This is a genomic window from Streptomyces sp. NPDC088124 (assembly GCF_040685895.1).
Classification (GTDB): domain Bacteria; phylum Actinomycetota; class Actinomycetes; order Streptomycetales; family Streptomycetaceae; genus Streptomyces.
In genome coordinates this window covers 90,285-102,803 of sequence record NZ_JBFBJB010000035.1, presented here as the reverse complement: position 1 = coordinate 102,803, position 12,519 = coordinate 90,285, and the positions used below count along the sequence as shown (strand labels likewise).

The window sequence follows — 12,519 nt, the reverse complement described above, 5'->3', positions numbered from 1 at the left end:
ACGGGGCTATCCAGGACGGCTCCGACGCCGTGATCACACCAGCCACACCAAGATCATCTCACCCGTGGCCAGCAGTTACGGGACAACCCTTAGCCCCGCACTGCTGATCGACGAGATGGACAAAGACGACCTCGACTTGCCCAACGGCCTGGGCGAGAGCGAGGAACTCTGTCAGTCCGCAGCGGTTCCGGTCTGGGCCCCGTCTCCGAGTACACGGCGTGCGCCAGTGGCAGGCGCCGGGCGGGCGGCGAGGGTGCCGCGCGCCCGGAGATCCGCGACGTCGGGGAGGTCCACGGCGGGAAACTCGACGAGCAGGTCCGCCTAGGCAGGCCGTCCCAACCGGTGTCGTCGGGCCTCAGCGGCGCGGTGGAGGGCAGGGCGGTGAGGCGGGCCTTGTCGGCGGCGCGGTGGGCCAGGGGCCTATCGAGTGCGTGGGCGGCGACCGTGCCCGGTGTCAGGAGCGGTCTGCGGCGTTGCAGAGTCTGCGTGAGCCGCTGCAGATCGATGCGCCGGGGTGCGGCCGGCGGGCAACGGGCGTGGGGCCAACAGGCCGATCACGGCGGCGCGCTGCCCGGGCGCGTCCGGCGCGAGGATCGTGATTGTGCCGTTGGCCATGGCGGCGTCTCCGCGTTGGTCGTCCCGCCCAACATCCTGGTCCCGTGGGTGCTGCATCGCGCCACCCGGCCCGCTCCCCAGCACAGCAAGGACCGGTGGGTCTTCCTCACCGAGAACCCCTCCGTCGCCGCCGCGGCCCTGCGCAACATCGACGGCAACGTACGGCTGCTGTGCACAGTGGGGACGCCGTCGCAGACAGAACTGGACGCCGTCGCACGCCTGGCGGCAACAGGATGGCGCGTCGCGGTGCGCGCCGACTTCGACGGTGCGGGCCTCGCCCTCGTCCGCGCCGTCCTCGCCGCCGTCCCCCACGCCGCGGTGTGGCGTATGACCGCCTCCGACTACATCGCCGGCCTGCACCCGGCGCCCTTCGAACCAGGCGTCCTGGACTCCGGCTCTCTCGGCGGCACCCCGTGGGCCCCTCTCTCGCCACCACCATGCGTACGTCCGGCAGGCCGGCCTACGAAGAGGCCCTGATCGAGGAGCTCCTCGCGGACCTCCGCCGTGGATACCCCCCAGACACCGCTGCTCGACCCACCAGCTGCGGAACAGTCCTGAAGACCGGCGGAAGTGACAACAGTCACCTGCCGCGAAGGGACACCGCCGTCTCTTTTCCTGCGCAGTACCGGACACGGCCGACGACGGAGGGAGCTGTCGCTGTGCAGCACACCTTCCGCCTTCGGGATGGGAACGTAGCCGCCGTCGGCTCGAATGTTCGCGACGAGTTTCCCGAGTTCGGCCAGAGTGTCCTCACCGAGCAGCGAGGGGTTCGCTTCGAGCATCACCGCGACGTACTCCCCGATGCGCTGGGGCGTGGGGTCGTCCATCGCCCCCGGCTTCACTGGGTTGTCCTCCCCCCTTATGCGGGTGAAAAGACGCCCGAGTTCCCTGAGGGGGAGCTTCCCAGCAAACTCGCCCGCAGTCACGCGGAGTTCAACCTCCTTGAGAAGCATCACCGGCTCCTCCTGCCAGCCCTGGCCGCCAAGGACGACGAGCTCCAGAGTCTTCGGCGCGAGCTGAGCACGTTCAGCCGTACGTTCCCCGCTCCGGTCCCGGATCAGGGACCGGGGACGGCGCCAAGGGCGTAGCCCCAGGCACCGGCTCTGACACTCGTCCTGGTCGGAGCCCTATCCCCGCGTCGTCGGCGTCACCAGCCCCAGCTCGTACGCCAAGATGACCAACTGCACCCGGTCTCGCGCGTCCAGCTTTGTCAGCAGCCTGCCCACATGGGCCTTGGCCGTGGCCATGCTGATGTGCAGCCGCGCGGCGATCTCCGCGTTGGACAGTCCGCGACCGACGAGGGTGAGCACTTCCCGTTCGCGGACGGTGATGCCCTCCACCGGTCGCGGGGGCGGCGGTGTGACATCGGGGCGGGCCGCGAACTCCGCGATCAGGCGGCGTGTCACGCTCGGTGCGATGAGGGCGTCGCCCGCGGCGACGACCTCGATCGCGGTGAGGATCTGGTCCATGTCCATGTCCTTGACGAGGAAGCCGCTCGCTCCTGCACGCAGCGCGCCGTAGACGTACTCGTCGTCGTCGAACGTCGTGAGGATGAGGACCTTCGGCAGTGTGCTGGAGCCCGCGGTGATCCGCCGGGTGGCCTCGATGCCATCCATGCCGGGCATCCGGATGTCCATCATCACCACATCCGGCGCCATCTGCTCCGCGAGCCGCACCGCCTCCTCCCCGTTCGCCGCCTCGCCCGCCACCTCCAGCCCGGGGCGGTCGGCGATCAGCACCCGCAGCCCGTGGCGGACCAGCGGCTGGTCATCGGTGAGCAGTACCCGAATCATGTGACCGCCACCGGCAGCGGGAGCCGTACCGCAACACGGAAGCCGCCCTCGGGGCGCGGTCCGGCCGTGAACTCGCCGTGCAGCAGCGCCGCCCGTTCCCGCATGCCCGTCAGCCCGTAGCCGGCCGCGCCGGGCAGACCGGACAGGCCGCGTCCCTCGTCAGTGATCTCGATGAACAGATCGTCCTCCTGGCAGTCGATGGTCACCCGGCAAGCGGGGGCGCCCGAGTGGCGGACCACGTTGGTGATCGCCTCCTGGATGATGCGGTACCCGGACAGCTCGATCTCCGCCGGCAGCGGCCGCCGCTCCCGGCGCCACTCGACGTCCACCCGTACCCCCGTGCCCTGGGCACGCTCCACCAGTACGTCGAGATCGGCGAGCCCCGGCGCCGGGCCGAGCGGTGCACCGTCCTCGGGAGCCGTCTGCCGCAGCGCGCCGAGCATCCGGCGCAGGCCCGCCAAGGTGTCCCGGCTGGTGTCCTCAATGGCGGCAAGGGCGTTACGGGCCTCCGACGGCTGCGTGTCGATGACACGCCGACCCACCCCGGCCTGGATGGCGATGACACCGATGCTGTGCGCCACCATGTCATGCAGTTCCCGGGCGATCCGCAGCCGCTCCGCGACAACGGCCTGCTCCGCTGCCCGCGCCCGCAGGTCGGCCGTGTGCTGGCGGCGTTCGCGGACCGAGTAGCCGACCGTCCAGGCGGTGACCATCATCAGGGCCAGGAAGACCAGGGCGGCGAGGAACGGCGACGAACCCCCACGGTAGTAACTGGCGGCCCCGATCTGTACGCCGAGCGCCACCAGCGCGGCGACGACCGCGGTCCGCCTCGACCGGGTGGCGGCGATCCATCCGACGGTGAGATCGGTGAGGACTGCCTGTACAGACGCGATCTGCCACGCCTGTGTCTGCGCGGGCGGCACGATGTCCATCACGTGCTGGGCCGCGGCCATCACCGAGTCCGCCCGCAGGGTCGCCAGGAAGGAGGCGGTGAGCAGCAGCGCCAAGGCGGGCAGCGGCCGACACCGCACCAGGGGCAGCAGCAGAACGACCAGCAGTGCGGCCGGCAGCAGACGCATGCCGGTCAGTTCCCGGCCGGTGTTCAGCACGACGACGTGGAGCAGGACGACGTATGCGATACCTGAGCACCAGGCCAGGACCTCGGCAAGGAACGACCGCGGAACATCCAGCGGGACTTTCATGCGCCGATGATAGGCAGGCAGCCCACACCGCGGCATTGGCCCACGGGCCTACTCCCAGGGGCTACTTGGAACGCCCCTGTTGCGGCCCGTGGTCCGATGCCGAGCCGAATCCGCCCCGCCATCGTGGACACCGTGATCGAAGCAACCGAACTCACCAAGCGCTACGGCAAGACCACCGCCGTCGACCGGCTGTCCTTCACCGTACGCCCGGGCGTCGTCACCGGGTTCCTGGGCCCGAACGGTGCGGGGAAGACCACCACGCTGCGCATGGTCCTCGGGTTGAACCAGCCCACGGGTGGCACCATCACCGTCGACGGGCAACCGTTCGGCGACCGCCCCCGCGGCCTGCGACACGTCGGCGCCCTGCTCAACGCCCACGACGTACACGGCGGCCGCACCGCCCACGCCCATCTGACGACGCTGGCGGTCAGCAACGGCCTGCCGCGCAGGCGGGTCTCGGAGGTGTTGGCAGAGGTAGGCATGGCAGACGCGGCCGGCCGCAGGATCGACGGATTCTCCCTGGGGATGAAACAACGGCTCGGTATCGCCGCCACCCTGCTCGGTGATCCGCCCGCACTGCTCTTCGACGAACCGCTCAACGGCCTCGACCCCGAGGGGGTGCGATGGGCGCGCGGCCTCTTCAAGCAGCTGGCGGGCGAGGGCCGCACCGTGCTCGTCTCCAGCCATCTGATGCGGGAGATGGAGCAGACCGCCGAGGAGCTGATCGTCATAGGCCGCGGCAGGCTGATCGCGGCACAGAGCCTGCGCGACTTCGCGGCCCGCAGCACACAGCTGCGGGTGAGCGTCCGTACCCCCGACACGGAACTCCTCCCCGCACTGCTGTCGGGCGAGGGCGCGGTGGTTCGGCCGGAGGACGACGGGTCGTACACCGTGACTGGTCTGCCCGCGGAGCGCATCGGCGAACTCGCCTTCACGCACAGGGTGCGGCTGCACGAGCTCAGCCCGCAGTCGGCCTCCCTGGAGGAGGCGTTCATGGAACTCACCCAGGAGAGCGTCGAATACTCCGCAGGAGCCGCCCGATGACCGCCGTACTCGACAATGCCCCCGCTCGCCTCCCGGTCGGGGCACCTGCACGGTTCCGTCATCTCCTCGCCGCCGAGTGGATCAAACTCTGGTCACTGCGCTCCACCTACTGGGTGCTCGGTACCGGCGCGCTGACCGTGATCGGCATCAATGTGAACTCCGCCCTGTCGAACGCGGACCGGTTGGCGCATCAGCAACTGCCGTCGGAGCCGCCGCCGGGGGTTCCGGCCCGCCCTGATCTGTTGTTCGATCCGCTGTACACGGCGTTCGTCGATCCCGCCTGGCAGCTGCTCATGGTCATCACCGCAACGGTGGGAGGGATCGCGGTCTTCGGCGAGTACACCAGTGGGCTGATCCGTACGACCTTCACCGCCGTGCCTGACCGGCAGGCGGTGATCGCCGCCAAAGTGACCGTGGTGTCGGCGGTCATGCTGACGCTCGGCACGCTCGTCGCCGGCGCCTCCTTCGGTGTCACCCAAATGCTGCTGAGGGAGTACGGCGGCCTGTCGCTGGGCGACCCAGGCGCACTGCGCGCTGTCACCGCGGCCGCCCTACTGGCACCCCTGTGTGCGCTGGTCGGTATGGCGGTGGGTGCGGTCATCCGGCACGCCGCGGGCTCCATCGTCGCCGTCATCGCCCTGCTGTTGCTGGTACCGGCGCTGTTCCAGGGCGAGCGCTACCGCTGGGTCAAGGAGATCGGCAACGCCATGCCGCTCAGTGCCTGGGAGCGGCTGGTGACGAACCCGGAGCGAGCGCGCGACCTGGGCAAGTATCCGCTGACCATCACCGAGTCGTGGATCGTCTACGGCGCGTGGGCCACCGCGGCGGTGGCCATCGCGGTGCTCGTGGTGCGACGCCGGGATGTATGACCGAAGAGCCTGCCACCCTGGGGTCTGCCCGTTACTTGCCAGCACCCCGAGTTGGTGCCCTCTGTCAGCCTCGCGGGTGCACTTCGGTGAGACGAAACGCTCTCGCCAACCGAGACAAGCCGAGCTGACCCAGTGAGCGGTGTGCATCGTAAAGGTGCTGGCTGTGGGTCTGGCGTAAGTTGTCTTCGGCGTACTCGTGCTGGTCGTGGGCGGCAGTCTGAGGTGTGGATCGATCGTCTGGCAGGTGCGGGTTCTGCGATTTCTCGCCCGCCGTCTTGAGTTGCGCTCGTACGCTCCGGCGCATGGTGGACCCGGAGGTGCATGAGCGGATCACCGCCCGCCGCGCGGAACGGGGGGGGCCGAAGCCACTGGGCCACTGCGGGAGCAGAAGCTCTTGGTCGGGCCGCTGCGGGAGCAGCGGTCGGCCGGCTAATCGGTTGCGGACCTTCGGGATGGAGTGTCTGATCCCGGCTATGACGATTGTGCTGGGTACGCCAACTGTCGACGGGGTACGCGAGGCCATGGCCGCGCTGCGGGAGTGGCAGTACGACGAAGCGCCGATGCAGTTGCATTCCGGGGACATCGGCTGGAACTACCGGTTCGGAACGGCCGAGACGGCCGTGGTGGTCCGGACCTGGAGTCGGGACGGGCGGATTCTCGCGGTCGGGATGCTCGACTCGCCGACGCTGGTGCGGATGACGGTCGCTCCGGACGCTTTCCAGGATGAGGACTTGGCGCGGCGGCTTGTCGAGGACTTCTCGCTGCCTGAACGCGGCGTGCTGCCGGAAGGAGCGGTGTCCATCGAGGCGCCGCTGGGCCTGCTGCTCCACGACCTGCTGAGCAAGGAGTGCTGGGGCGTCGGCGAGCCGTGGACGCCGCTCTACCGCGACCTCACCGAGCCGGTGGAGGACCCCGGCGTGCGGATCAAGTCGATCGCCCAGGTCGGCGAGTGTGTAGGCGCGGGGGCAGGCTGTGCAGACCACGGCGACGTAGCGGTACTGACGGCCAGCCGACTCATAGGGACGGCGCAAGGAGTGCAGCGGTTTGTCGCTGTGGGGCAGGAGCGGGAGACTTGCTCCTGGTAGGACCACCCCGGCTCCCGGAACCGCGCCAGGAGGTCTTCCTCATCGAGGACGGTCCCCCAGCGCTGTTGGACGAGCTCAGCAACCGTGGTCTGGGCTGTTTCTTCTTCCGCAGCGTGCACAGGGGTAACTGTGCCATCGGCTGCCACTGTTGGCGGAGGAAACCAGCCGAGCCGGACGGATGCCCAGGCCCAGGGCCGCGCCTCTGGGGCCTTGTGGGGACTGTAAGACGTTCGGCGTAACTCGCGATCATGGAGGATGCATCGATGGCCGGTGAGAACGTGTCCGAGTCCGAGACCGCCCAGCCCAGCCCAGGAAGGCTGCGTCGGTGAAGGCTGCGGATGACCAGTTGATCGACGAGCCGGTGGGACGGGCCCGGGCCGAGGGCCTGTAGCTGACCGGCGAGGGCGGGCTGCTGCAGCAGTTGACCGAGCGGCTGCTGAAGTCCGCCCTGGAAGGCGAGATCACCGACCGTCTCGGCTATGACCAGCACGATCCGGCGGGCAAGGACGGCGGCAACTCGCGTAACGACAAACGCTCCAGGACGGTGCTGACCGATGTCGGCCCGGTGGAGATGGCGGTGCCCCGCGACCGCCACGGCTCCTTCGAGCCGAAGATCGTGAAGAAGTGGCAGAAGAGTCTGACCGGCGTCGACAAGATGGTCGTATCGCCGGCCGCGAAGGGTCTGACCCACCGGCGAGGGTCGGCGGGAGATTCTGGGGCTGTGGGCCGGCGACGGCGGCGAGGGCGCCAAGCACTGGCCGCACAGCCTCACCAAGATCAAGAACCGTGGCGTCAGCGACGTGTCTCATGGAGGAGTTCACCCCGTTCCTCCATTTCGACACCGAGATCCGCCGCATCGCCTGCATCACGAATGCGATCGGGTCGGCCAACGCCCGCACCCGGCCAGCGGTCAAGGCCCGCGGGCACTTCCCGAACGAGACCGCCGCCCTGAAGCGCGTCTACATGGCGATCATGTCACTCGATCCCACAGGCAAGGGCCAGGTCCGCTGGACCATGCGCTGGAAAACCGCGCTGAACGCTTTCGACATCACCTTCGACGGCCGGCTCCCCGCAGCCCGGCAGTAACCATCAACCTCAGCTACACCGCTCGTTTGACAGGCCCGGCACTCGCCGCCCGGGGCCGCTCCAGCATCTCGGCGACCTCCCCGTGAGGCATGCCGGGCTCTCGCCAGCCACGGGCCCAGTCCAGCGCACTGCCCCCAGCGCCGTCGCGCTCCTTCAGCTCAGGGTCGGCGCCGTGAGCCAGCAGCAACCCCACCATGGCGGTATCGGCATGGGCCGCCGCCGCCGCCAGCGGGAGCCCGTCGCGAGGGCCATGGGACTCCAGATTCGGCGAGGCTCCAGCCGCCAGCAGAAGCTCCGCACAGCGGACCTCGCCCTGCGCCGCGGAAAGATACAGGGCGGTCCCACCGTCCGGGCGCCGATCGTCCGGCGCGGCGCCCAGGCGCAGCAGACGGGTCAGCTCCCCCACTCGGCCTTGCTCTGCCGCCCCGCACAGGCGTCGGGCGAGCTTCTTGTACTGCCTGTTGTTCACCATGCTCCTCACCTGAAGCTGGGGTCGGTCGCCCGTGCACCGCGCTGCGGCCGCCCCCGTCTCTCACCTGAACACACTACGGAATGTGCAGTGATGGGCCCGGTACCCTTTACCGTACTTCTGGCTGATCTGCGCCTGGACATCACTCTGGGCCGCGTTCTCGGCAGCCTTCTTGCTCTTGCCCGTACCGTTCCCCTTGAGTTGCTTGTTGCCGTGATCCCCCGACCCGATCTTCTCGACCGCACAGGTCGCCGAGGAGTGCCACTTCTTCTTCAACGCAACGGCATCCGCGCTGGTCGCCCCGGTCAGCGGCACCAGAACCAGCAGAGCCGAAACCATCGCCGCACGGATCTTGTGACTCATCAGATCTCACCCTCCTGGCAGGTCGTCGTGGGCGCCGGCTGCCCCTCACAACGAGAACTCGCACACAGCGTAACGAGATCGCTACCGATTGTATTCTTGTGGAAGTCTTGGCTTCCACTGGAACTTCAGTACGCACGGTAATCACGCCGACATGCTCGGGTGTTCGCGTAGCGCTCTGCACAATGCCCTGGCCGGGGGCGGCGCTGCCCGGCCAGGAACTGCCGGCGGCCTTCGCCACGGCGCCGACGCCGGTACTCCGGACGAACAGCCACCCGGGCAGGCCCCCTTGGCGCACAGCACGCCGTACGTCACGCAGCCCGACGCTCGCACAGATGGCAAGAGCAGCATGCCTGCCGCCAGGACGGCCGGGACGATAAGCCCGGCCGACAGACCGGCCACGAGGCGGGAGCGGTCCCTTCCCGTGGCCATCGCCTGGTCCGGGGGGCGTCATAGAAGGAGCGGTGGTTGCCATTCATGCCCTGATCAGGCGCGGTCTGCAGGTCCGGCACAGCTGCCCGACCACGCACCTGCAGATGCGCACCGCACGCAGAGGGCGTTGTCTCGGCGCCCGCCGGAACGCCGGGAGAGCGACCCGCGCTTGAGCGATCTGCCCGGCCACGCGAAGATCACCGCACTGCGGCGGATCGCATCAGCGGCCCTCGGCTGATGGCACGGCACCTCTTCCCACGATTACCGCACGGAAAGAGGTGTCGGTGACGGAATGACCGGTTGATTCACGGCGTGGATGGCCACAGAGACTCACTGGCCGGATCCGTCGCATCGATCCCCTGGACGCGCGACGGGTCGGCTGCCCGTCGTCGGTCGCGCACAGAAAACCGGCTGCCCGTGAGCACCACCATCGCCACCCCGGCTCCGACTGCCGGGGTGGCGTTCAGCCGGCGAGCAGGGTGTCGAGCCAGTCGAAGGTGCGCTGGTGGAACAGGGAAATCGCACCCTCATGGCAGTGCTCTCCGGCGCCTTCGTCCTCACGGAAGAGGATCAGTTCCTTCCGGCAGGTCAGCTCGCCGAACAGACGCCGCGGCTGTCCCTTGAAGAACACATCGTTCTCCGCGTCGAGCACAAGCGTCGGACAGGTGATACGGCCGGCGATTCCCGCCATGGTGTACGCCTCGGTTGCCTCGACCAACTCATCGAAGTCACACCGAAGGTCCACCGGCCGTTGCGCACCACTCATCTCCATGCCGCCGGGCGTCGCGGCGGCGCGGCCGGCGGTTGCGGCGGCGACTTCGTGGAAGTCGTCGACACCGTCGTGCAGCACGCACGCGGCGATGCGGTGCTCGAAGGCGGCCGCCCTCGCGGCGAGGTAACCGCCGAGACTCGTGCCGACCAGCACGAGTTGTTCGGCGTCCGCCTCGGGCACGGTGAGCGCGAAGTCGACGACCGGGGTGGCCACGGCCTCCCAGTCCGGCCGGAAGTGCAGGCCCTGCTCGCGGACGGTGCTGCCCTGGCCCAGGCCGTCGAACGTTTGCGGCCCACTGGGCCGACCAGGCTTCCTCGTAGCCTTCCGGGATCTGCCGGCAGGTGACCAGGGCCTCGCCGAGGTCGGCGCCGCTGTCGGCGGCGTAGCCCGCGGCGCGCAGTGCCTCGAAGGAGAAGGACTCGTCGTCGTAGAGGAACTTCATCATCGGCTCCTTTCACGAATGGAACGGAATCGATGGCCGGCCCACCGTGGCTCTGGTCAGTTGCGAACAGAGCCACCGGCAAGTCCCGTGCTTGATGTGGGGTTGAAAATCCCCACCGCTCTTGCCCCCACCTGCCTTCGACGGCCGGCCGGCCTTGGCGCTCAGTCGTTCCATTGTTTGCGTGCGAACGCGGCCGATCCGGTTACCAGAGTGTTGGGGGGAACGTCCTTCGTGACGACGGCTCCGGCGCCGACCACGGCACCACGTCCGATCGTGACACCGGGAAGAACCGTCACTGCGGCGCCGAGCCATGCGTTGGCTTCGATCGTGATGGGTGCGCGGGTGATGAATTCGCTGCGCTCGGAGGCCGGGAGTGGGTGGTCGGAGGAGATGAGGTTGGTCTTCGGGCCGATCAGGACGCCGTCGCCCAGGTGGATGCCGCCCTGGTCCAGGAAAGTGCAACCTTGGTTGACGAATACGTGCTTGCCGAACGCGATGCGGAGTCCGTGGTCGGTGTAGAAGGGCGGATAGACGGTGACGGAGTCGTGGACAGGCTTGCCGACGATCTCCGACAGCAGGGTCGCGCGGGCAGCCTTGTCGTCGAAGGGCAGGACGTTGAGCCGTGACGTCAGCGCGGTCACGTACTCGATCCGCTCGGCCACCCGCGCGAATTCGGCAGTGCGGACGTAGAGACGGTTTTGATCAGGCATGAGGATCCTCACGATCGGGGCGTCCGGACCGTAGCCGTTGGATGACACCCGTTGGATACGACGCTCGATCAACCAGAGGTTGACCTGAGCCATCAAAGCGATCCGAGCACGCAGGAATCAAACAACAATCACGACAGCCTCGATCAACCCATGGTTGTCTGCATAGGATGCGTGGATGGACGTCATGGCCATGCGCACCTTTGTCGCCGTCGCGGATGCAGGGCAGTTCCAGGAAGCCGCCGCCGGTCTGTCGATCACGCCTCAGGCCGTGTCCAAACGCGTCGCCGCGCTGGAGAAGGAGCTCGGTGTCCAGCTCTTCACCCGCGATGCCCGCGGGGCCCGGCTGACCATCGACGGGCAAGCGTTCCTGCCCCACGCCCGAACCTTCCTCCACTCCGCCGAGCGCGCCGTCGCATCCGTGCGGCCAGGCCATCGGGCGCTGCGGGTCGACGTGATCGGCCGTCAGCTCTCCCTGGCCGGACTGCTGCGCGGCTTCCATCGCGCCCACCCCGAGATCGAGCTGGACGTGGTGACGTTGTTCGACTCCGACACCGCCATCGTCGCCGTCCGGGACGGGACCATCGACGCGACGTTCCGTGCCGTGACCATGCCTGGCCGGCAACTGCCCCGCGGTGTGGAGGCCACTTCCGTCTTCGACGAACCACTGCACCTGTTCACCGGACCACGCCACGACTTCGCGAACGCCCCGGCGCTCACTCCCGCCCAGCTCGCCGGACGACGGATCTGGATGCCCGGCAACCTGCCCGGCACCGAGTGGGCCGCCTACTACGACGAACTCGCCACCGCCTTCGGCATCACCATCGACTCGGTCGGCCCGGACTTCGGCATCGAGCCCTTGCTCGACACCATCGCCGGCTCCGCGACACTGGCCAACTTCGTCAGCGAAATGACCCCACTGGTGTGGCCCGCCGGCCACGACCTGCGCCGCATCCCCCTCAAGGACCCGATGCCGCTCTACCCCCACTCGCTGATCTGGCGCACCCACAACCCCCACCCCTCTCTGGCTTCTCTACGCCGCCATCTCACCGCCGCGTATCCCGGCCGCCCCACCGGCGGCATCTGGACACCGGAGTGGAGCCGGCCCAGGCAGCCGGAACCTTCCTGAGGGGGAAAACCAGGAAACCCACTCCCCCGGGCGTGGGCGTGGCCGGGTGTGTCAACGAGTCGGCAGGTCCTGCTCTTGCTCAGGGTGCGTTACGGGCATGGGTGTCGGCGGTTTCCTCAGAGCCCTGAAGGAGGTCAGGCCGGCCTCGATGAGCTTGGCTGCGCGACGGACGTCGACGGTCACCGCCTGGTGCACCTGCTCAGGTGTGCGAGCGCTCTGCAGGCGCTTTCCCAGGCTCCGGAACTGGATGGGCCACAGCACGATCAGAGCCGTTGCCGCGATCTGCGGCTCGGGATCATCCGGGCTCATCGCGGCACGCTGGGCCGGCGCCTCGGCTGCGACGCCGATGAGTCGGTCGGTCGGTCATGTCGCGGTGACAGGCACGCAATGAGGGCGTGGACCGGATCAGTTCGCGGAAGCGCCTGATCGTGGCGGCGGCTTGGGCCGGGTCGTCCTGGGCGGCGATCCAGGACGTCATGCTGTGCAATTCGTCGGACAGGACCCGCAGCACCGC

Annotated in this window: 11 protein-coding genes and 2 pseudogenes; 6 read left to right on the top strand and 7 right to left on the bottom strand. The window is 68.7% G+C overall.

Annotation, left to right across the window (positions count from 1 at the left end):
* The first annotated feature begins 630 nt into the window (after nucleotides 1–630).
* Entirely contained in the window at nucleotides 631–1,092 is a 462-nt protein-coding gene (locus AB0P17_RS27170; RefSeq protein WP_365814550.1) for a DUF2399 domain-containing protein, read from the top strand.
* Between the two features lie 650 nt (nucleotides 1,093–1,742).
* On the opposite strand, the gene AB0P17_RS27165 is transcribed toward AB0P17_RS27170, so the two are convergent.
* Entirely contained in the window at nucleotides 1,743–2,408 is a 666-nt protein-coding gene (locus AB0P17_RS27165) for a response regulator transcription factor (RefSeq protein WP_365814549.1), read from the bottom strand.
* On the bottom strand, nucleotides 2,405–3,610 hold the full coding sequence (locus AB0P17_RS27160; protein WP_365814548.1) for a sensor histidine kinase: 1,206 nt from the start codon (nucleotides 3,608–3,610) through the stop codon (nucleotides 2,405–2,407). The genes AB0P17_RS27165 and AB0P17_RS27160 overlap by 4 nt, the downstream gene beginning before the upstream one ends.
* 132 nt (nucleotides 3,611–3,742) lie before the next feature.
* Here AB0P17_RS27160 and AB0P17_RS27155 point away from each other — a divergent pair, with 132 nt between their 5' ends.
* From AB0P17_RS27155 to AB0P17_RS27140, 4 genes and pseudogenes are all read left to right on the top strand, one after another.
* The gene (locus AB0P17_RS27155; RefSeq protein WP_365814547.1) at nucleotides 3,743–4,654 is read left to right on the top strand and encodes an ATP-binding cassette domain-containing protein; all 912 of its coding nucleotides are present in this window, start codon (nucleotides 3,743–3,745) and stop codon (nucleotides 4,652–4,654) included.
* Nucleotides 4,651–5,523: an ABC transporter permease gene (locus AB0P17_RS27150; RefSeq protein WP_365814546.1), complete on the top strand. Its 873-nt coding sequence runs from the start codon at nucleotides 4,651–4,653 to the stop codon at nucleotides 5,521–5,523. Before AB0P17_RS27155 ends, AB0P17_RS27150 begins: the two co-directional genes overlap by 4 nt.
* A 473-nt stretch (nucleotides 5,524–5,996) precedes the next feature.
* Nucleotides 5,997–6,452 (top strand): annotated as a pseudogene (locus AB0P17_RS27145) (GNAT family N-acetyltransferase); the annotation flags it as partial.
* 481 nt (nucleotides 6,453–6,933) lie between these two features.
* Nucleotides 6,934–7,694: pseudogene (locus AB0P17_RS27140) on the top strand (transposase).
* A gap of 13 nt (nucleotides 7,695–7,707) precedes the next feature.
* Here AB0P17_RS27140 and AB0P17_RS27135 read toward each other — a convergent pair.
* The 4 genes from AB0P17_RS27135 to AB0P17_RS27120 all read right to left on the bottom strand — a co-directional run bounded on the left by AB0P17_RS27135 (nucleotide 7,708) and on the right by AB0P17_RS27120 (nucleotide 10,879).
* The gene (locus tag AB0P17_RS27135) at nucleotides 7,708–8,166 is read right to left on the bottom strand and encodes an ankyrin repeat domain-containing protein (RefSeq protein ID WP_365814545.1); all 459 of its coding nucleotides are present in this window, start codon (nucleotides 8,164–8,166) and stop codon (nucleotides 7,708–7,710) included.
* Nucleotides 8,167–8,226: 60 nt separating this feature from the next.
* A complete protein-coding gene (locus tag AB0P17_RS27130) occupies nucleotides 8,227–8,526 on the bottom strand; it encodes a hypothetical protein (protein WP_365814544.1) in 300 nt (99 codons plus the stop codon).
* An 892-nt stretch (nucleotides 8,527–9,418) separates the two neighbouring features.
* Nucleotides 9,419–9,940 (bottom strand): alpha/beta fold hydrolase, encoded by a 522-nt coding sequence (locus tag AB0P17_RS27125; protein ID WP_365814543.1) that lies wholly within the window; start codon nucleotides 9,938–9,940, stop codon nucleotides 9,419–9,421.
* 390 nt (nucleotides 9,941–10,330) lie between these two features.
* Complete coding sequence (locus AB0P17_RS27120) at nucleotides 10,331–10,879, bottom strand: DapH/DapD/GlmU-related protein (RefSeq protein WP_365814553.1); 549 nt, start codon at nucleotides 10,877–10,879, stop codon at nucleotides 10,331–10,333.
* Nucleotides 10,880–11,054: 175 nt separating this feature from the next.
* Between AB0P17_RS27120 and AB0P17_RS27115 the strand changes: the two genes are divergently transcribed.
* Nucleotides 11,055–12,005, top strand: coding sequence for a LysR family transcriptional regulator (locus AB0P17_RS27115; protein ID WP_365814542.1), 951 nt, complete (start codon nucleotides 11,055–11,057; stop codon nucleotides 12,003–12,005).
* A 51-nt stretch (nucleotides 12,006–12,056) separates the two neighbouring features.
* On the opposite strand, the gene AB0P17_RS27110 is transcribed toward AB0P17_RS27115, so the two are convergent.
* Complete coding sequence (locus AB0P17_RS27110; protein WP_365814541.1) at nucleotides 12,057–12,314, bottom strand: hypothetical protein; 258 nt, start codon at nucleotides 12,312–12,314, stop codon at nucleotides 12,057–12,059.
* Between the last annotated feature and the right edge of the window lie 205 nt (nucleotides 12,315–12,519).

Excerpts from the sequence above, each read along its gene's own strand:
- AB0P17_RS27115 (WP_365814542.1), top strand. The coding sequence starts at position 11,055 with ATGGACGTCATGGCCATGCGCACCTTTGTCGCCGTCGCGGATGCAGGG.
- AB0P17_RS27150 (WP_365814546.1), top strand. The coding sequence starts at position 4,651 with ATGACCGCCGTACTCGACAATGCCCCCGCTCGCCTCCCGGTCGGGGCA.
- AB0P17_RS27130 (WP_365814544.1), bottom strand. The coding sequence starts at position 8,526 with ATGAGTCACAAGATCCGTGCGGCGATGGTTTCGGCTCTGCTGGTTCTG.
- AB0P17_RS27135 (WP_365814545.1), bottom strand. The coding sequence starts at position 8,166 with ATGGTGAACAACAGGCAGTACAAGAAGCTCGCCCGACGCCTGTGCGGG.
- AB0P17_RS27165 (WP_365814549.1), bottom strand. The coding sequence starts at position 2,408 with ATGATTCGGGTACTGCTCACCGATGACCAGCCGCTGGTCCGCCACGGG.
- AB0P17_RS27110 (WP_365814541.1), bottom strand. The coding sequence starts at position 12,314 with ATGAGCCCGGATGATCCCGAGCCGCAGATCGCGGCAACGGCTCTGATC.
- AB0P17_RS27120 (WP_365814553.1), bottom strand. The coding sequence starts at position 10,879 with ATGCCTGATCAAAACCGTCTCTACGTCCGCACTGCCGAATTCGCGCGG.
- AB0P17_RS27160 (WP_365814548.1), bottom strand. The coding sequence starts at position 3,610 with ATGAAAGTCCCGCTGGATGTTCCGCGGTCGTTCCTTGCCGAGGTCCTG.